The sequence below is a fragment of the Fictibacillus sp. Mic-4 genome (assembly GCF_049843615.1).
In the GTDB taxonomy this organism is placed as follows: domain Bacteria; phylum Bacillota; class Bacilli; order Bacillales; family Fictibacillaceae; genus Fictibacillus_A; species Fictibacillus_A gelatini.
The window spans coordinates 16,712-35,695 of record NZ_JBBHZM010000006.1 but is presented as its reverse complement, the minus strand read 5'-3'; the positions used below and the strand labels follow the sequence as shown (position 1 = coordinate 35,695).

At 43.2% G+C, this 18,984-nt stretch carries 17 protein-coding genes; 7 read left to right on the top strand and 10 right to left on the bottom strand.

All coding sequences use genetic code 11. From position 1 onward, the window contains the following. Positions 1–125 precede the first annotated feature (125 nt). Complete coding sequence (locus WD019_RS06550) at positions 126–1,559, top strand: alanine/glycine:cation symporter family protein (protein WP_425710975.1); 1,434 nt, start codon at positions 126–128, stop codon at positions 1,557–1,559. A gap of 98 nt (positions 1,560–1,657) precedes the next feature. Here the strand turns inward: WD019_RS06550 and WD019_RS06545 are convergent, their stop codons facing one another. Continuing rightward, positions 1,658–3,151, bottom strand: a complete 1,494-nt coding sequence (locus WD019_RS06545) for a flavin monoamine oxidase family protein (protein WP_425710974.1) — start codon at positions 3,149–3,151, stop codon at positions 1,658–1,660. Between the two features lie 815 nt (positions 3,152–3,966). Between WD019_RS06545 and WD019_RS06540 the strand changes: the two genes are divergently transcribed. After that, positions 3,967–4,941 (top strand): nuclease-related domain-containing protein, encoded by a 975-nt coding sequence (locus WD019_RS06540; RefSeq protein ID WP_425710973.1) that lies wholly within the window; start codon positions 3,967–3,969, stop codon positions 4,939–4,941. Between the two features lie 554 nt (positions 4,942–5,495). Here WD019_RS06540 and WD019_RS06535 read toward each other — a convergent pair. The 3 genes from WD019_RS06535 to WD019_RS06525 form a co-directional block, all read right to left on the bottom strand. Further along, the gene (locus WD019_RS06535; RefSeq protein WP_425710972.1) at positions 5,496–6,566 is read right to left on the bottom strand and encodes a PrsW family intramembrane metalloprotease; all 1,071 of its coding nucleotides are present in this window, start codon (positions 6,564–6,566) and stop codon (positions 5,496–5,498) included. 189 nt (positions 6,567–6,755) lie between these two features. Further along, positions 6,756–7,958, bottom strand: a complete 1,203-nt coding sequence (locus WD019_RS06530) for an MFS transporter (protein WP_425710971.1) — start codon at positions 7,956–7,958, stop codon at positions 6,756–6,758. Positions 7,959–7,961: 3 nt separating this feature from the next. Beyond that, positions 7,962–8,543, bottom strand: a complete 582-nt coding sequence (locus tag WD019_RS06525) for a TetR/AcrR family transcriptional regulator (RefSeq protein ID WP_026679445.1) — start codon at positions 8,541–8,543, stop codon at positions 7,962–7,964. 243 nt (positions 8,544–8,786) lie between these two features. On the opposite strand from WD019_RS06525, the gene WD019_RS06520 reads away from it, so the two are divergent. Continuing rightward, on the top strand, positions 8,787–9,290 hold the full coding sequence (locus WD019_RS06520; protein ID WP_425710970.1) for a GNAT family N-acetyltransferase: 504 nt from the start codon (positions 8,787–8,789) through the stop codon (positions 9,288–9,290). A 154-nt stretch (positions 9,291–9,444) separates the two neighbouring features. Here the strand turns inward: WD019_RS06520 and WD019_RS06515 are convergent, their stop codons facing one another. Both WD019_RS06515 and WD019_RS06510 read right to left on the bottom strand, forming a co-directional pair. After that, positions 9,445–9,963, bottom strand: a complete 519-nt coding sequence (locus WD019_RS06515; RefSeq protein WP_425710969.1) for a GNAT family N-acetyltransferase — start codon at positions 9,961–9,963, stop codon at positions 9,445–9,447. A gap of 54 nt (positions 9,964–10,017) precedes the next feature. Beyond that, entirely contained in the window at positions 10,018–11,298 is a 1,281-nt protein-coding gene (locus WD019_RS06510; RefSeq protein WP_425711044.1) for an amidohydrolase family protein, read from the bottom strand. A gap of 682 nt (positions 11,299–11,980) precedes the next feature. On the opposite strand from WD019_RS06510, the gene WD019_RS06505 reads away from it, so the two are divergent. Continuing rightward, the gene (locus WD019_RS06505) at positions 11,981–12,532 is read left to right on the top strand and encodes a DJ-1/PfpI family protein (RefSeq protein ID WP_026679438.1); all 552 of its coding nucleotides are present in this window, start codon (positions 11,981–11,983) and stop codon (positions 12,530–12,532) included. 50 nt (positions 12,533–12,582) lie between these two features. On the opposite strand, the gene WD019_RS06500 is transcribed toward WD019_RS06505, so the two are convergent. Continuing rightward, entirely contained in the window at positions 12,583–12,921 is a 339-nt protein-coding gene (locus WD019_RS06500; protein WP_425710968.1) for a hypothetical protein, read from the bottom strand. A gap of 305 nt (positions 12,922–13,226) precedes the next feature. On the opposite strand from WD019_RS06500, the gene WD019_RS06495 reads away from it, so the two are divergent. Both WD019_RS06495 and WD019_RS06490 read left to right on the top strand, forming a co-directional pair. Then, complete coding sequence (locus tag WD019_RS06495) at positions 13,227–13,847, top strand: cell wall hydrolase (RefSeq protein ID WP_425710967.1); 621 nt, start codon at positions 13,227–13,229, stop codon at positions 13,845–13,847. A gap of 195 nt (positions 13,848–14,042) precedes the next feature. Then, on the top strand, positions 14,043–14,240 hold the full coding sequence (locus WD019_RS06490; RefSeq protein WP_026679435.1) for a hypothetical protein: 198 nt from the start codon (positions 14,043–14,045) through the stop codon (positions 14,238–14,240). A 119-nt stretch (positions 14,241–14,359) separates the two neighbouring features. On the opposite strand, the gene WD019_RS06485 is transcribed toward WD019_RS06490, so the two are convergent. Both WD019_RS06485 and WD019_RS06480 read right to left on the bottom strand, forming a co-directional pair. Then, positions 14,360–14,662 (bottom strand): DUF3846 domain-containing protein, encoded by a 303-nt coding sequence (locus WD019_RS06485; protein ID WP_425710966.1) that lies wholly within the window; start codon positions 14,660–14,662, stop codon positions 14,360–14,362. Positions 14,663–15,985: 1,323 nt separating this feature from the next. Continuing rightward, positions 15,986–16,918, bottom strand: coding sequence for a hypothetical protein (locus WD019_RS06480; RefSeq protein ID WP_425710965.1), 933 nt, complete (start codon positions 16,916–16,918; stop codon positions 15,986–15,988). Positions 16,919–17,043: 125 nt separating this feature from the next. Here WD019_RS06480 and WD019_RS06475 point away from each other — a divergent pair, with 125 nt between their 5' ends. Beyond that, a complete protein-coding gene (locus tag WD019_RS06475; RefSeq protein ID WP_425710964.1) occupies positions 17,044–17,553 on the top strand; it encodes a DUF3189 family protein in 510 nt (169 codons plus the stop codon). Positions 17,554–17,638: 85 nt separating this feature from the next. On the opposite strand, the gene WD019_RS06470 is transcribed toward WD019_RS06475, so the two are convergent. Then, entirely contained in the window at positions 17,639–18,862 is a 1,224-nt protein-coding gene (locus WD019_RS06470) for an MFS transporter (RefSeq protein WP_425711043.1), read from the bottom strand. Between the last annotated feature and the right edge of the window lie 122 nt (positions 18,863–18,984).

The window sequence follows — 18,984 nt, the reverse complement described above, 5'->3', positions numbered from 1 at the left end:
TTTTCTCGTTTTTTGTTAGTTTTCGTAGTTTTTATTGTAAATTAGAAAAAATTGCTCCAGGTTAAGTCTGAAATATCAGTAAATGGAAGAAATAGTACGATAAAAATTTTCATGGAGGTGTACACATGCAAGAAGTACTGCAACAATTTGTTAGCTCCACAAATGATTTCCTTTGGTCAAAAGTACTCATCATTATGCTTATTGCTTGCGGGATTTATTTTACATTTAAAACAAAATTTATCCAGATTCGAATGTTAAAGGAAATGGTTCGTGTTTTAATGGAAGGGAGAACAGGTTCTAAAGATACCGTGTCCCCATTCCAGGCGTTCTGTATTGGAATGGCTGCTCGTGTTGGAACGGGCAATATTACAGGAATTGCGATTGCGATCGCATTAGGGGGACCTGGGGCTGTATTCTGGATGTGGCTTATTTCAATTATTAGCTCTGCATCCAGCTTTATTGAAAGTACGTTGGCGCAAGTATATAAAGTAAAAGATAAAAATGGTTTCCGTGGCGGGCCTTCCTATTATATGGAAAAAGGTTTAAACAAACGTTGGATGGGAGTATTATTTTCCATTTTGATTACGCTTTCATTCGGTCTGGTATTCAATTCCGTGCAATCTAACACCGTTACCATTGCTTTTGAGAACTCATTTGGCACGAATCGTTTAATTCTCGGAATCATCATGACACTTGGTTTCGCTGCGATTATTTTTGGCGGAGTGACGCGTATCGCTAAAATGGCGGAATACAAGGTTATGTTTCTAGCTGTATTGTACATTGGTGCAGCATTATTTGTCATCGTGACGAACATTACAAAAATGCCAGAAGTTCTATCTCTTATTGTTAAAAATGCGTTTGGTTTTCAACAAATAGCAGGTGGTTCAATTGGCGCAGCACTCATGAATGGAGTTAAACGCGGCTTGTTCTCGAATGAAGCCGGTATGGGGAGCGCCCCGAACGTTGCCGCAACGGCTACAACAAGCCATCCGGTAAAACAAGGGCTTATCCAGGCATTTGGTGTGTTAACAGATACTTTGATTATCTGTACAAGCACAGCATTTATTATTTTGCTCTCTGATGCGTACAAAAAACCCGGACTAGATGGAATTGCGCTAACGCAAGCAGCATTAAGCGAACACATTGGATCCTGGGCATCAGGCTGTCTTGCCATCTTTGTTTTCCTCTTTGGATTCGGTGCGTTAATCGGTAACTATTATTATGGAGAAACGAATATTCGCTTTTTGAACACGAGCAAAGCATGGTTGATGGTGTACCGAATGAGCGTGTTAGCTATGATCATTTTTGGTTCAGTGGCAAAGGTCCAGCTTGTATGGGATTTAGCGGATTTATTTATGGGCTTTATGGTAATCATCAATTTGATTGCGATTACATTACTATCAAAAATCGCCTTTGCTGCGTTACGTGATTATATAAAACAGAAAAAAGCGGGCAAAGATCCTGTTTTTTATAAAGACACGATTCAAGGTCTTGAAAACATCGAAGGTTGGGAGGATTCCCGAAATTCTTCCTTATCGAAAAAAGAAAACATCGTTTAATAGGAAAAGCGATTCAGACATCTTTCGTTCTGAATCGCTTTTTTGCTCTTTGGCATTTAATCGTTCATTGCGTCTCCCGTTTTGTTTTCTCGGGTTAGTCAGGTGCTTTCGCCGAAAAAGCTTCCTGGCAAATGATTCACTTCATGCGCAACTCTAATACCAGATTCTATCGCTCCTTCGATCCAGCCGGGTGCCGATGAGGTATGCTCTCCCGCAAAATGAACCCTTCCTTCAGGGGCAGAAATGTAAGGGCCCAGTTCTGTTTCCTGGTTGGGCTTAAACATGGAAAAGGCGCCACCGGAGTACCGGTTTTGGGACCAGCTGAAAGAAGTTCCTGTAATGAACTGATCGTAAATCTGCTTGCCGTGGACGGCGGCCATGTTGTCTAAAGCATTCCGAATGCGGTCGTCTTCGGGGAGGTTATCCCATGGCAAGGTATCATCTTCCCATGTATAGCTGGCCAAAACGATCCCTGATCCGGCGGTGCCAATGAGGTGGCTTGGATAATAAGCGAACCGGATCGGCAAATCCGTCAGCATTTTGCCGCCATATATTCCTTCCTGTTCCCAGAACCTGCGCTTAAACTGCAGGCCAATTTTTGTCGAGTAAACATAGTGAAGTTCGCGAATCGCTTGCTTTTTGTAATGGGAAAAGGAATTGCGCGGCTCTACCTCGACAAATGCGAGCAAGGAAAATGGAATCGTCACGATGGCGAGGTCTCCGGTATATTTGAGCGGTCTCAAGCTTTTGGAATGGATCGTATGGATTGTTACTTGATGATCGTGCTGGACGATTTTCGTCATTCGCTGCCCGAGAAATATTTCATTTTTCAACTGGGTCACAAATGCTTTAGGAAGCCGGTCATTCCCTCCCGTCACTTCGTAAAAGGTCATATTGGGACTGAACAGAACCATCATTTCTCTTAAGATCGAGACAAAAGCAAGTTCAGGAAATCCTTCAAGTCCGATGAGCACTTTGATCATTTCGACGGCGCCGCTGGACAGGCGCAAACCAACCGGATTGTAGCGCAAAAAGAAATCCATAGAATATTTATCAAATTCCTTGCTGACAATCCCCCAGTTTTTCACGGGATCTTTCTGAATGAAATCGATTACAGGCTTGATTGCCATTGTGAACAATTCTTCTGCCGTCTTCCCTTTTTCGTGAGGTGCGACAGGGTAATTTAAAATATCCGGGTTCCTTTGATAGGTAGCCAATGTCGTTTTTATGCCATTTGCGAAAATAACATCGTTGGGAGTCGTGTTTACAAATGAATTGACCGGCAATCTGAACTTTTTAATATATTCCAAAACGAGATGGTGGGTGGAGGGAATGCGCATAGCGCCAGCCTCGAGATATAAATCGTCAATAAAAGGACCTCTCAGTGTGTAAACGCGTCCTCCAATCCGCTCCGTGGCTTCCAGCAGCGTGACGTCATGCCCCGCCTCTTTCAAAAGAGAAGCGGCGACCAGCCCTGACATGCCGGCGCCAACGATGATAATTTTCTTGGGGGCGCTAGTTTTGGAAAGCCCGTCTCTTACCGCCGAGATCATTTGATTATATGTCAGCGCAGGCGGGACCTGGTGTGGCATCTGTCAATCCTCCTTTAATAAACACTTGAAAAGGCTCTATTTCATGACTATTCAATAGGTAAGCTGAAATGTTTGGAAAGTATGACCAAAAGAATAGATTATGCGAAGGTGCATAATATTCTGAAAAAATTCTACAATTTATGCGGCTTCTCCCTGGCATAATTATTGCATATTTTCTTTTGAAAAGTACCGCATGATGACTTTCAATATCTTCATCCAACATCATGAGCAAAGCCAATTGTTCCCGGGAGGAGCATTGGCTTTCGTTTTTTCCGCGATCTAAAAAATTGGGTCGCCTTGCCGGGAAAGTGCATCGCCTCTGTGGGAAGCAATCGTCATCCCTAATTAGAAAATAATGTGGGAGACGCGATTATAGGCTACAACTGCAGTTCTGACAAATCATTTCAGAGTTTTGCACATCGGTTCCTGCTTCGTTATCAGAATATTTCATTTATTGGTGCTTGTTTATTGTCCAGGTTCACGGATATTAGCCAAAATCAAGGAAGTATTGTCTAAAGTCGCAAAGTTATTGTCCAAACCGCGATGTTAATTGTCCGAACCATAAGAATTATTGTCCAGGCCTATGGATATTAGCCAAAATCAAGGAAGTATTGTCCAGAGTCGCAAAGTTATTGTCCAAACCGTGATGTTAATTGTCTGAACCATAAGAATTATTGTCCAGGCCCAATAAAATACAGGTTTCGGACAATTACAAACGTTTGAACGCTCTTTTTCTAAAAAATTTGCATTAAAAGGAAGGTATACATCGCATTATGTAGAATTTTTTTAAAAAAATTATGAAAGGAAGTGGTCATTTGATAAAAAAAGAAAGAAAAAAGTCGCTCAAAATTCAAAAATTAGAAGCATTATTAAGAAGGCTCCCAACATCCTATCCAAAGCGAAAGAGCATTGAAGACGAATTAGCGAGAAGGTCAGCGGGACTATACGGCGAAAATTCACTTGACTTTCATTTAAGTTTTCTCTCTGATGAACGTTACCATATCCTTCATGATGTACGGCTTCTCGACCATAAAGATCGTTACTTTCAGATCGATTCGTTGCTCATCTCCCCATATTTTCTCCTCATCCTTGAAGTGAAAAATTATTCAGGCACGTTAACCTTTGATCAGATAAGCAACCAGCTTATTCGCGAAAACAATGGGGTGGTAGAGTGTTTTCCAGATCCATTCTTGCAGGTGCGGCGTCAAATGCTTCAATTAGAATGGTGGCTTCAGAAAAACAAGTTCCCGCAACTGCCGATTGCCTCGTTTATTGTTATTAGTAATCCGCACACGCTATTAAAAGCCATACCAAATGACCCTAAAATTTTTCAAAAAGTGATGCATGCGGCCGCACTTCCTTTTAAAGTGGAAAAGCTTGAGCGGATGTATAAAAAAGAGTGGTTAAATCTAAAAGAAATAAGGAAGATCTCACGTCTCCTCATTAAACAGTATATACAATTGGATGATAGTGTGCTTGATCAATATCAAATATCCAAAAAAGAGCTTCTCACAGGCGTCCAATGCACGAATTGCTTTTCTCTTCCTATGCAAAGAAAAAGAGGATCCTGGTTTTGCCCCCACTGCAAGCATTCTTCAAAAGATGCCCACCTTTCTTCACTTCACGATTATGCCCTTTTAGTAGGGACGACGATCACGAATCATCAAGCCCGTGAATTCTTGCAAATTCCTTCTATTTCAGTAACTTCTAAACTTTTGACTTCCCTTAAATTGCAACATTCCGGCAGCCTGAGAGGAAGAAAATATGAGCTCTCTTATCTTGATGAATAACGATTGGAATCTTTAGTAGCTAGAAGAATTAAAATAATCCGAATCAGTAAAAATCCTTCAAAATTCACATGCTAATCTGCTGTAATTAACAAATTTATATTGGGCCCGGAGGTCACTGAAAAAGTCCAAGAAATTTTCAAAAATGCTTTTTCCTAAAAAATACATCCCCACTTTGGTAAGCGAAATGCATTGTAAACACGATGCTATCCCCCACTTCCTAAGTGAAAAATACTGTTTTTTTGGGTTTTGGTTTTTCAAAAATTTTAGTTTTTTATTAAAAGGAACTTTTTCAGTGGCTTCTTGGGCCCGAGGAATTTTGTTGCCCCAGATAGCGGAACTCAATGTCAAAACAGAGAACGTATTGTCAGAGGAGCAAGGTTTACAGTCCAAACGAGAGAACGTATTGTCGGAGAGCGAATTTTATTGGCCGAATGAGCGAATTTATTATCGAAAAGCGAGGAGATATGGTCCGGAGCGCCAGACGAAAAAGAAATTTTGTCCCAAAAGAAAACAGCGACCCCATTTAGCCGCTGCTTTGCCGGTTCTGCCTTTCTCTATGGAACGGACAACCGTTTTTTCTTCTCGGTGATTTCATTAAGTCCGATGCGGATCATCCAGAAAACAAATACCCATGATATGACCATTAGAACGAGCTGTCCGATCGGAAAAATGCCGGGTATGGGCGAGTCCCAGAGAGCGTGCATCGCAACGACTAAAAGAAAAATACTAACGAATTTAGCCTTCTTTAGCATGTTAAGATGAAATTTCGAGTCTCCTTGCACCCTGCAAAATGCAGCCCCTGTCAAAGCCGCCCATGCGACATGCCCTCCGGGAGAAAACACGCTGCGCAACAAGATGGTGTTGTAAAGCGAAGGAAAGCTGCCGGAAAGGAGCGCCCTGAGTGCATATCCTGCCGTTTCAAACGCGGCAAAACCGGCCCCGACCGCAGCCCCGAGCAACAGCCCATTTAGAACATATTTATATTTAAGGTGGCGAACAAAAAAGATGACGGCGACCACTTTTGCCAATTCCTCAATGATCCCAATCGTGACAGGATTAATGTTATTCCGAAGAATATCATAAAAAACGAGGGCCACTAAAAGGGAGAGGATTCCCCCGATAAAGACGACATAGACAATTTTGTAAATGGCGATATTCTGGGGAGCGTTCATTTCCCAGAAGAAAATCAACGTTGTAAAGGGGACGGCGAAAGCGCCAACGACGATAAGCCCCGGGATAAAGTTGATATTTTTAAACAAGCTTACACCTAAGTACAGCCCTATAAATGCGATGAGTGAAAAGAGGAACACCCTCGCAAAAAGCCACGGTTTTGGCCAGGTTGCCTCCACTTCTTCGAGATCGGGCGTAGTGAGCGAGGTTCCGACAATAAATAGCCGTTCCGCCTCGATATCACTATGTTTTCGAAACACGCGCGAAAAGATATTTTGGAACTTAGGTTTGACTGACCGGTTGGCACTCGGAATCCCGTCAACAAGCTGCGCAAATTCGTAAAATAACTTGCTCGGATCCTGCTCTGGATAGTCGGGGCTTACTAATTTATGGCTGCACGTTAAACAGCGCTTCGCCCCTTCCGGATTAGAATAGTCGCAATGTGGGCATTTCATTTGCCTTCACCCCTTTGTATGATCAAAAAATAAACCGGGCCATTCCTTGATAATATGTGTAAAAGAAGGGGGAAATACACGGCCGACTTCAGCCCGGAAGAGGAGGCGATGCTATTTTACTCCTTGAGCCACTCCATTTTTAAAAACAATATTTCCGTCAACGATTGTAAGCAACAAAATTTAACTGAATTATTCCGCAAAATTTTTTTCCAGATGCTTTTCCTTCCAAATCACTGTAAAGCCGAACCCAACGGCAATAATGGCAGCTGAGAAAAGATAGGGGAAGTTGATATTGACGTCAAAAAGCACTCCGCCCATCGCCGGTCCGGCAATATTTCCTAAGCTCGTATAGGTAGAATTCATTCCGGCAACAAATCCTTGCTCTTTCTTTGCAGCTCTTGATAAAAACGTCGTCAATGCCGGACGAAGCAAGTCAAAGGCGAGGAAGATGAAGCAAGTTACCGCCAGCACCGCCCAAAAACCGGAAATCAAGGTGGACGCCACTGCTAGTACCGCGCCGATAACCAGACACAACTGAATCAGTTTCTTTTCGCCGAGCAAATCGACCATTTTTCCAAACAAAAAGACTTGCACAACCACGCCGAAAAGCGAGCTGATTGTAATAATGGCCGCAATATCTTTCGGAGTGAAGCCAAATTTATGATCAGAAAATAGGCTAAAAACTGTTTCATATGCTGATAAACCGAATGCGAGCACAAATACAATGATAAATGCAATAAAGTAAAGCGGGTGAAGCGACCGTTTTAAATCGCTCATAAAGCTTGTTTGCCTGCTATTGGCAGAAATTTCCGAAAGCTGTTCTTTTGTAAGCGGCTCTTTTAAAATGAAAAAGGATGAAATGCATGCGATAAAAGCAATGGCAGCCGCGAAGAAGAAAGGAACCCGCACTCCGTAGGTTGCAATAAAGCCGCCGATGCCTGGCCCGATAATAAAGCCGGTGCTAATGGCGGCGGACAGATAGCCCATCGCTTTCGCCCGTTCTTCGGTAGTTGTAATATCCGCAACATAAGCCGTAACGCCGGGCATAATAAAGGCAGCGCTTATTCCCCCGAGAATCCTTGATAAATAAAGCACTGCTACATTCGTGCCTAATCCAAAAATAAGTTCTGAAACGCCAAAAAGGAATAAGCCGATGAGGATGATTGTTTTTCTGCCATAACGGTCGACAGCGCGCCCGGCAAATGGCGAAGCAATCAGTTGTGACACCGAAAATACGGCGACAAGATAGCCCATCGTCTTTCCTGTTAAATGCATGATATTCATAAAAGACGGCATGACGGGAATGATCAGGCCAATGCCGAGAAATACAATGAAAATATTACTAAGAAGAATCACCAAGACCGCCTTTTGTTCTTTTATGGTTTTTTTCATCGATCAACACCTCTTAATGCCTCTCCAGAATACGGTCCAGGAGGCTTCTAATTTGTCTTTCAGCCGTTTCTCATCGTTTCCGTATACGAGCTCGACCAAAATGGAATCGACGACGCCAAGGAAGGCGAGCGTCGGTGTTTTTGCCACGTCCCGGGCGATTGCTTCGGCATCCATCCACTCTTGAAATTTGCTCTCCAGCATTGCCTGCACCTTCTCCTCGATTTCGACCACTTCTTTTTCAATGGCTTTTGCAAGATGGGCCGGCGGAAAAAAGGTCATACGCAGCCAAAATTTGATCTGCTCATTTTTTTGGAATAGATCAATGATCAGTTGAAGGAATCCGTATAACCCTTTTTCGGGATGCTGTGTATCGGTTTCGCTGAAATAGCGGAGTTTTGAAGAAAGCTCCGTCTCTTTTGCATCACGCAAAACTTGAAGAAAAAGATCATCCTTCCCTTTAAAATGGGCGTAGATCGATTGCTTTTTCATGCCGACTTCTTCAGCGATTTGAGAAAGAGATGCTCCTTCATACCCATGAATGGTGAAATATTTTAAAGCCGCATCCTTAATTTCATTACTTTTCAATAAAACCACCTCATGACTTACGAACGTTCGTCAGTAATCTTAGCAAATGAAAGGAAGAGAAGCAAGATAATTTAGCCCGTTTAAAATGGAAAGTAGTTTTTTAGTTTTCGTAAATAAATTTACGGTCTCCATTTAATACCAGGATCGCCAAATTGTTTGTTAGATCATCTGACATCGTTATTGTGTGGAAAATAGCCTTCATCTATAGTAAATGGATAGAAAAGCGGATAGGGGGTAATTTGGTTGAGCGATATAAAAATTGAAGAGTTGATGTCGATCGGGGAAAATGTCGATTCGCTCTCAGAGCTGCTTGTAAAGGTAGTAGATGAGGGGGCGTCCATCGGATTTCTCCCGCCATTAAAATGGATAGAGGCACAAAACTATTGGGAAAGCGTCCCGGGTCCTGAAGTGATTATATTTGTGGCAAAACAGGGCGATGAGATCGTCGGAAGCGTCCAGCTACATTTATGCACGAAGCCAAACGGCCGCCACCGGGCCGAAATTGCCAAATTAATGACACATCCCGATTGCCGACAGCGGGGAATTGGCCGTTCATTGATACAAAAAGCAGAAGAGCGGGCGAAGCAAGAAGGCAAGTCGCTTCTTGTGCTTGATACGCGGGAAGGGGACCCTTCCAACCGGCTTTATAAGGCTCTCGGCTTTATCCGGGCAGGCCGAATCCCGGGCTATGCCATGTCGGCAAATGGGGAACTCGACGCCACCGTCTTTTACTATAAATCGATTTAAATTAGAAAAAACTGGCTTGCCGCCAGGTCTTTAAGCGCCCACCGCGAATTTCTTGCGATGCGTAGGATGTGCTGGCACTGGCGTTGCCGAAGGATGCATTTCCAAAAAGAGTGGATGCATCGGCCAGTGATGCATCCACTCTTTCTGCAAAATTTTACTTTAAGCATAATTTCGAGATGTCCTTCCAGCCATACGCGACATCATCTACCACGGTTCCTCCAAATGTGCTGGTCCTATGGATATATTCTTTGCCGCCTATCCGTTCATAAAAACCTCTACCGGATTGATTTTTCTTCATGACCCAGACCATCATGGAAAAAATGCCGTTTTCTTTAAAATGGTTGGCGATGGCTGAAAGAAGTTGCTTGCCAAGGCCTTGCCCCTTACATTCCTGCAAGAGATAAAGCGAATAGAGTTCTCCTTTAAAATGTTCATCATCACTCTTTCTGCCCGCTGCAAAACCTATGATTTTTCCAGATTGATGAACGGCGGCATAAATAATAGGTTCATTGCCGCCTTGCAAAAAATCCGTCCATCTTTTTTCTGCATCCTTATAAGATAACCCGTCAAGGTATTCGCCAGGCACCAGGCCGCGATACGTAGTCCGCCAGCTATCCACATACACTCTCGCCACGCCCGCTAGATCTTTTTTACTCGCTTTTCTAATTTCCAAATGAAGTTCCTCCACATGATCGTATTTCCAAAATGCACGAAGGATCCACTTCTCCTAAACCAGATGCAAGGATTGGCTTCCTTTTGCGGTCAACAAGTCTTTTTCGATTCGGCCGCCTTTCATGACCATGACAATATTGTCCGGGTGTTCAAGTGATTGAATGTCTGCGATCGGATCTGTTTTAGCGATGATCAGATCGGCGAGTTTGCCGATTTCAATTGTCCCGAGCCGATCGTCCCAGCCAAGGCATTCGGCGGCGGTTTTAGTTGTGGCGACGATCGATTCCATTGGAGTCATACCAATTTGGCACATCAGGCTTAATTCACGTAAATTCGTTCCATGCGGGATGACGCCAGCGTCTGTGCCCATGGCAATTTTCACGCCAGCCCTGTGCGCTTTCGCTATGCTTTCACGATGGATTTCTATCACTTCGCGGGTTTTTTCTATCGCATGTTCCGGCATCGTACCGCTCTTTTCGGCGGCTTCCAGCACCCCGATAGGAGCGAGGAGCGTCGGCACGAGGAAAGTTTTGTTTTCACACATTAATTCAATCGCTTCATCGTCCAGGTAGATCCCATGTTCAATCGAATGGATTCCCGCCCGGACAGCGTTTTTAATCCCTTCCGCTCCTTGCGCGTGGGCCATTACCTTTACTCCCCGGCGAAATGCCGCTTCCTGTACCATAATTTCTAGCTCTTCCCGGGAAAACTGAGTGAATTCCGGATGGTCTGTCGGACTCGTCACGCCACCGGTAGCATGGACTTTAATAATGTCGGCACCCGCGCGAAGAACCTCGCGCACTTTTTTTCGCACCTGGTCAGGACCGTCGCAAATTCCACTTGGCATCGTTGGATAACTGACATCGGTCATATCAATCCCGGATCGCATCCAGGCGTCTCCATGCCCGCCTGTTGTCGTAAGCGGAATAACACTGATTTGCATGCGGGGGCCGGAAATGAGCCGCTGTTCAACCGCCTCTTTTACGCCGACGTCCGTAAATCCCGCGTCCCTTACCGATGTAATGCCGGAATGAAGCGTCCGTTTTAAATAGTCTGCCGCTTGATAAAACCGAAGGGAGAACGGAGTCGCCAGCCGTTTTTCAAGACCGGCCCGCGCCCATTCAATCATCATATGTACGTGGCAGTCAATCATCCCCGGCAAGACGAATCCTCCCCGGGCATCAATCACATCAACATCGGCATCCGGCTGCTTGATTTGATCAAGGGTTCCAACCGCTTCAATTCGCTCGCCTTTCATGAGAACGGCAGCATTTACAAGAGGCTGCCCGCCATTTCCATCAATTACTGTAGCATTTTTCACTAATGTATACATGATTATCCCCTCCCATTTTCGAAAAAGTTGTACATCTGCTTTAACGATACTACTTTTTTAAGTTGAAAGGCAATTCATTCAATTGCAAAAAAATGATGAAACTCACTTCTTCGTCTAAACTAGTGCCCTTTCAGCTAAGAAAGTTCTTATTTTCAAGAATCCATTTTCGCTTGTAAAAAAATTAGAAGCAAAAAACAGGATCTAACTTCTCTAGTGTGGTAGTGTGGTGCTATTTTCATGACATCTGGACAATAAACAGTAGATTTCCGACAATAAATCGATTCCATCGGACAATAATTGGCCTGTGTCGGACAATAAAAGGAGTAGTTTTTTCGCTTATTGTCCAAAAGTAAGATGTTATTGTCTCAACCGGATGACTTATTGTCCAAATAAGAGCCCTTATTGTCCGAGAACGAAATCGTTTTAAATCATGTAACGATTCGTGATCGTTTTTCCTCATTTCACAGATCTAACGAGGTGTTCTTAAAATAACGAATGTTCGAGTACTGAAATTCAAACTATTTTTCTAGAAGGGGCACTAGATTTTCTTCGCCAAACAGGTTATTTATTTCTTTAAAGTGGGTACTTATTCGTTATGAGTCTTTCTATTAAAATGAAGAAGGAACTTACAAACAATTAAAGAATATGTATGTGAATGATGATACTTTCAAGGAGGTCTTGATCGATGAGCAAAAAAGTGCTGATTGTGACTGGAGATGCGGTGGAGGCTCTCGAAGTTTTTTACCCGTATTACCGTTGTTTGGAAGAAGGCTTTGAAGTGACGATCGCTTCCCCAACAGTCAAAAAACTGCAAACCGTGAGCCATGACTTTGTCGAAGGCATGGAAACATATGTTGAAAAGCCTGCCTATTGTCTTGATTCGAATGTCGCTTTTTACGATGTTGATCCATCCAAGTTTGACGGACTAATCATTCCGGGAGGGCGGGCTCCCGAATATATTCGCATGGATGATGCACTCCCGAAGATTATCCGCCACTTTTTTGAGGAAAATAAGCCGGTTGGCGCGATCTGCCATGCGGCGCAAGTGCTTTCCGTCGTTCCTGATTTAATGAAAGGCCGGGAATATACTGCTTATATTGCCTGCAAGCCGGATGTGATCGCATGCGGGGCTACATATATTGACGAAACGCTTCATACCGACAAAAATCTCGTCTCGGGCCATGCGTGGCCTGACCTGCCTGGATTCATGCGCGAATTTATCAGGCTATTAAAATAAAGCGAAAAAAAATGCCCTCACTTTAAGACAAAGCTTAAAGTGGGGGCCATTCAATTGGCGGGCGAATACGACCTGTTTTCATCTTTTCCTTTCACCTTGTCAATTTTATCGACAAACATTTGAAAGACTTTTTTCTTCTCCTCTAGATCTTTTATATCTTCTTTCAATTGATTGAATTTCTGCTCAAAAGGAGTCTGGTAGCGTTCACGGATATCACGGATTAGCTCATCATTGACCGTTGACTGGATCACCTGTTTCGTAATGCTGAACTTGTAGGAATAGATTTGCAATTCTTGTTTGATTTCGTTATATTCTTTTTCGATTGCGATCAATAGATCATTGATTTCATTTTTCCATTCTTCTAATGACTTTTTCACATGCTCTTCCATACCTCGATCTCCTCGTAAAAAAAGTTTGCTTCCATCAATTCTATCAATTTAACATTTCAGCTTTATTGCTATCACGTTACAATATTCAAAAAATGGTCGGCTTCATTCGTTGGGGCTTATAGTAAAGTATTCGTGCCAAAACGTGAAATTGCGACATGATGTGCAGCAATGAATAAATTACGCACTTTTTAGAAAATAGTGAAAAAGTAGGGGGTACTCCGACAAAGATCATTCTAATGGCGGATACACAATTCGACTGCCTTCTACTAAACTAGTTCTAATTATAAAAAGGAAGGTGATGTGTTTTGCTGAAAAAGTCGATCATTATTCTATTTCTTTCATTTTTGGTGATGGGTTTTGATTTTGGGGAGAGCGCGCATGCTGCAAGCTTGCTCAAACAAGGAGACAGAGGCGGCCATGTTTACCAACTTCAGCGCCAGCTTAAAAAAATGGGGTATTTCCATACTCAGCCTACCGGGTATTATGGGCCGGTTACGAGAGAATCCGTGCGGCGATTCCAAAGCGATATGCATATCATGCAAAATGGAATGGTAGGGAAAAATACATACAATCACCTTCGAAATGTAGAGAAATTGGCCCATACCGTGTATGGCGAGGCGCGCGGTGAATCGTATATCGGGCAAGTGGCCGTGGCAGCCGTCGTATTGAACCGGGTTGATTCCGCCCAATTTCCGAACACGATTGACGGCGTCCTTTTCCAAACGAATGCCTTTACGGCGGTGCATGACGGCCAGTACCATTTGTCGCCAAACCATACCGCGTACCGGGCGGCGATTGATGCCATGAGAGGATGGGACCCTTCAAGCGGCTCCTATTATTACTACAACCCGTCCATTGCGACAAGCAAATGGATTTTAACACGCCCTGTCGTGAAGCGGATCGGAGGGCACGTATTCGCCCGTTAAAGAAAAAGAGCCATAAATTTCTTCATGCGGTCAGGTTACTAAAGCAATGATCAACAAAGGAACGATCAAATGTCTGAAAAACTGGTCTTTTAGGCCGGTTTTTTTCTTTTTTGTTACAAGAAACAAAAGAGCAGGAGATCCCTTTGCTAAGAAAGAATTATTTTATAACGATAATAAAAAAGGAGGGGGTCTTGTTTGAACAAAGAGACTTTTGAACTCTTTTTAGTAGAAGCGATCACGGATCAACGTTTGCAGCGGGCGATTTATCCGGTATCAACCGTCCAGCAAGCGTATGATAGCTTCATGAGCGAATTAAATGACCCGAAAGACATTCAGAGGATCAAGTCACTTTCGATTAAAAAAGGCATCGTTTCGATGGATATTTTTAAATAAGCGATGATCGTCTATCATCTCATCATATGCGGAATTCTGAAAATGATAGGAATTCCCGGCTGTTTATATAAAGACAATTTCCTCCAAATGAAATGAGAGCCTTACTTAGGGGGCTCTCTTTATTTCCACTTCTTCATCTTCATGCGAAGCACTTTTTTTAACTCGTCCACTTCCAATTCATTGAGGCTTTCGAATCCGTTCTGGTATTTGACGACGAAAAACGTTCCGGAAGGTGTTTTCTTATTATAGTATAAATCATACCCTTCTTTTACATGGCAGACGAGTCGATAGGGTTCCCGATGAAATTTGAGCAGCTCTACCGGTCCATTCACAATTTCCTCAAAGGCCTCAAGCGAATGATTAATTTTGATGGAACGCGGTTTTTTCTTCTGATCAATCAGTATCACTGAGAGTTCCGACATTTTTGTTCCCCCCTTGTCGAATGATCAAATTGTTCGTTATAACGTAACATAGTTCTATAGTACTATAAAATAGTTCATCCGAATAGAAAGTTTGTTCGTTAAAATGAATGATTTTTCGACAAGAAGGTTCGTATTTCCCGGGAAAAATCAACATTTTTAGCGGGGGGAAAATGTACAGACTCACCATTCCAGCCAATACGGGAGCGGGCAATTTTTCTGTTGATTGGGTTCGGACAATAACTTGGTGGCTTTGGCCAATAACTCCTCTACTTTGGCCAATACACCCATGATTTTAGCCAATATCCGTGAGCTAGGACAATAAATCTTGGGTGCCGGGTAATAAGCATCAGGGTTCGGACAATAACTTCTCGACTTTGGCCAATACACCCATGATTTTAGCCAATATCCGTAAGTTTGGCCAATAAATCTTGGGTGCCGGACAATAAGCATCAGGGTTCGGACAATAACTTCTCGACTTTGGCCAATACATCCATGATTTTGGCCAATATCCGTGAGCTAGGACAATAAATCATGCTTTCGGACAATAAGCATCAGGGTTCGGACAATAACTTCTCGAGTTTGGCTAATACCTCCGTGATTTTGGCCAATATCTGAGAGCCAGGACAATAAATCATGTTTGCCGGACAATAAGCATCAGGGTTCAGACAATAACTTCTCGACTTTGGCCAATACACCCATGATTTTGGCCAATATCCGTGAGCTAGGCCAATAAATCAAGCTTGCCGGACAATAAACAACAGGATTCGGACAATAACTCCTCTACTTTGGCCAATACATCCATGGTTTTGGCCAATATCCGTAAGTTTGGCCAATAAATCAAGCTTTCGGATAATAATCATCAGGGTTCGGACAATAACTTCTCGACTTTGGCCAATACACCCATGATTTTAGCCAATATCCGTGAGCTGGGACAATAAATCATGTATACCGGACAATAAGCATCAGGGTTCAGACAATAACTATACGGCTTCGGACAATAATTTTTCTACTTTGGCCAATACACCCGTGATTTTAGTCAATATCCGTGAGCTGGGACAATAAATCATGTTTGCCGGACAATAATCATCAGGGTTCAGACAATAACTTCTCGACTTTGGCCAATACATCCATGATTTTAGCCAATATCCGAGAGCCAGGCCAATAAACCATGTTTGCCGGACAATAAGCATCCGAGTTTGGCCAATAACTTCGCGGCTTTGGACAAGCTCTCATCATTTTGGAGTAGATGAAATAGAGCACGGTTTAGCACTTCTTCGTTTCTAGCCAATACATAATCGGACCAGCTTTTAAGTAACCGGGCTCTTACATTTCAAGCCAATTCGGGATCGGGCAATTATTGCGAAGCTCGGGCTTTACGATTTCATACCAATTAGGATTTGTGCAGCTTTTGTCCCAGTCAGGTTCAAGCCAATTCGGAATGGGGTCGTCATTCCTTCGGCGCTCACGCCTTTTTTCACGCGAAAAAACCGTTGTTAACGTCCCATAAAAATACTGAACAAAAGACGTTTTAATGCGCCCACACTTATACTGAAAGACCGTGACCTTAAAGGCGTAAATCGCTTGATCGACAAGCTCTTCTAAATGTTGTTCAAACGAAAAACTCCGATAGGCCATTCGAACCTTTTGCCATAGCGAATAAATTTCAATAGCTCTCGTGAAAAAAGGTTTTACTGCATGAATGAACTCTTTAGGAATATCATCCGGCAAGTAGGTGTAATCAGGATCCGCTGCATCAATACTATTAAGACGTAAGTTGTTGGTTTTTATTATTTTTTTATTTGTTTCCAAAGAAGTAGTTTCCGGTTGTGAAAATTTGCGCTCAGCCTTTGTGCCACCCGGCTTTTCCGTTCGTGCAGGCTCCGTCAATTTTTCCTTGCTCGCCCTGTCATACTGATGAAAAACAAAAAGATTATGGGCAAATCCTCCCTTTTGACGGAGCGCATGATGAATCGACAAAATCCCGAGCTTTTTGGCTTTCCGAAGCATTCGTTCAAACGTCGAACGGGAGACTCCGCCTTTGTCCGAAAGACATGACGAAACAAGCGTGCCGATTTTCGCATTGCACACGCCAATCACTTTTATGCTGAACTTTGTAAGATGATGAAACGCAAGCAGCTCACCTTTCGTAAACTCACCCCGATGATCCTGAAGAAACCGCCGGATGGTCGAATTAAATTCCTCTACCGTTTGAAATTCACTCAATAACTTGAAATTTTCAATTTTCCCCGCGCGCATGCCGCTTCCTCCTTAAACAAAACGATTCATCATATAAATAAAGGAGAAAGGAACATAAAGAGGCATGATTGCCGGTAAAAAGTATTGGAAATAATGGTGCTAGATTCAAGTAACGGAGTGAGAACATGATCTACATCTATAATGACTTTGGCGGAACGCATACGACTGCGCTGGCCGCAGCTTATCATTTAAAGCAGCTACCTTTAGATCGAAAACTGACAACAGAAGAAATTTTAAACGTGAACTATTTCAACAAGCTGCAAACGTCCGATATGGGGAAGCTAATTTTTCATGGAATTGATGAGGATGGGCATCCAGTTTATACGATCGGCCGGGGTTCATCGAAAGTATTGATTCCAGGTGTGAAAAATTTAAGCACGCTTTTGCAGGAAAAATACAACATTGATGAAAAAATCATTTTCTCGAACACATCACCTACCGTGCCAATCGCCATGACCTTTGGCGGTTTGTTCTCGAGAAGGCTGAAAATCGATTCGATTGGCGTCCCTTTGTTAGTAAAAGGAGCGAAACAAGCGTGCGGCAATATCCTTGAGCTTGTCCAACATACGAAAAAATTGGCCATGTCATCCCAAGAAAAAATTGTAGTGCTAGAAAATACAAGGTTTAAAGTGTAAGAAAAAGCCGGGGAGAACGCCCGGCTTTTTGAGTTTTAAAATTTTCCCACTGAAAATGAGCCATTTTCATCATACCTTGAACGTGTTACAGTCTATTTTCCTGTTGAATAAAAAATGAGACGGAAAGCCCTATTCCAAGCAAAAGCGCCAGCGTTTCGAAGGTTAATAGATAGCTTCCTGCTTTCAGTAAATCAACGACAATCATCGGGCCGATGGTCGCGCCAATAAACAATATAAATGTGTAAAGAGAAACCGCAGCGCCCCTTGCGTCACCACCCAATTGGCCAACAAGCGAAATAAGCGTCGGGACGGTGATGGAAATCCCCGCCACAAACACAATGCTCATTGCAACAAGGAAAGCGAGGTTGGAGCTTGCTCCCAAAATCGCAAGACCGAAGACGGAGCATGCCAGGCCGCCTCTAAGAACAGTGAGAATGCCAAACTTTGCAACCAGGCGCCCGGCAAACGGGGAAAGCAGCATGCCTAAGATCCCGAAAGTGCGGACGTACAAGATGTCCTGCCCGCCAAGGCCAAATGCCGGGCTGCTTAAATAGCTCCCGAGCGCCGTATACATGCCGACAAAAGAAAGCAGAAGCGTCACAGTGATGATGTAGCACTTTAACAAGTTTCTTTTCACAAACACTTTTCCCATTTGTGTGAAAGATGCAAGAACGCCCCCCTCTTCTCGCCTGGCATCATTCGCCGGAAGAAACAGCGCAACTAAAAAGGCAGAAAGCAAATAAATCACGCCAAGAAGATAAAACACTTTGTTCCAGCCAAAATGCTGGCTGATAAGGCTGCTTATGACCTGGCCGACAATGCCGGACATTAAAAATCCCGTGCTGACAAATCCAATCGCAGTGACCCGCTTATCCGCAGGAAATACTTCAACAACGTAAGCAAGAGCGGCCGGCGCAAACGTCGCCGCTGCAATCCCTTGAACTCCTCTAAGAGCCACTAACAAGGGCAGGCTATGAAACAAGCCAATGATAGGAGAAACAACGGCTAGCGCACCAAGCCCGATCAAAATAATGGTTTTGCGACCATAGCGATCGGACAATGGGCCAAAAAACAAAAAGCCTACGGCATAACAAAGTGAAAAAACGCTGCTGGTCCATGTGGCTTGCGCCGTTGATACATCAAATGTGTCTGAAAAGATTGAAACAAGGGGAATGGTGACATACAGGTTTGAGACGACGACCAACCCGCACCAGAAAAAAATCGCCGTTAGAAGGGGATAGTTTTTATCAGAAGCTGCATGCTGGATGTTGCTGACTGCTTTTTCCAAAGAAATGGCCTCCTTATTCATTTGAACATTTAGTTTCACTTAATGAACATTATATACATACATTGTAATTAAGTTACAAACAGAGTCAATAGATTGCGTTTAATTTTTGTAAATAAATTTCTTGTGTTGTAAAATAATTACGA

Bases quoted from the DNA above. Each gene is read 5' to 3' on its own strand.
- WD019_RS06485 (WP_425710966.1), bottom strand. From the start codon at position 14,662: ATGTCGGAACTCTCAGTGATACTGATTGATCAGAAGAAAAAACCGCGT.
- WD019_RS06535 (WP_425710972.1), bottom strand. From the start codon at position 6,566: ATGAAATGCCCACATTGCGACTATTCTAATCCGGAAGGGGCGAAGCGC.
- WD019_RS06475 (WP_425710964.1), top strand. From the start codon at position 17,044: ATGATCTACATCTATAATGACTTTGGCGGAACGCATACGACTGCGCTG.
- WD019_RS06500 (WP_425710968.1), bottom strand. From the start codon at position 12,921: ATGGAAGAGCATGTGAAAAAGTCATTAGAAGAATGGAAAAATGAAATC.
- WD019_RS06545 (WP_425710974.1), bottom strand. From the start codon at position 3,151: ATGCCACACCAGGTCCCGCCTGCGCTGACATATAATCAAATGATCTCG.
- WD019_RS06550 (WP_425710975.1), top strand. From the start codon at position 126: ATGCAAGAAGTACTGCAACAATTTGTTAGCTCCACAAATGATTTCCTT.
- WD019_RS06505 (WP_026679438.1), top strand. From the start codon at position 11,981: ATGAGCAAAAAAGTGCTGATTGTGACTGGAGATGCGGTGGAGGCTCTC.
- WD019_RS06470 (WP_425711043.1), bottom strand. From the start codon at position 18,862: ATGAATAAGGAGGCCATTTCTTTGGAAAAAGCAGTCAGCAACATCCAG.
- WD019_RS06530 (WP_425710971.1), bottom strand. From the start codon at position 7,958: ATGAAAAAAACCATAAAAGAACAAAAGGCGGTCTTGGTGATTCTTCTT.
- WD019_RS06480 (WP_425710965.1), bottom strand. From the start codon at position 16,918: ATGCGCGCGGGGAAAATTGAAAATTTCAAGTTATTGAGTGAATTTCAA.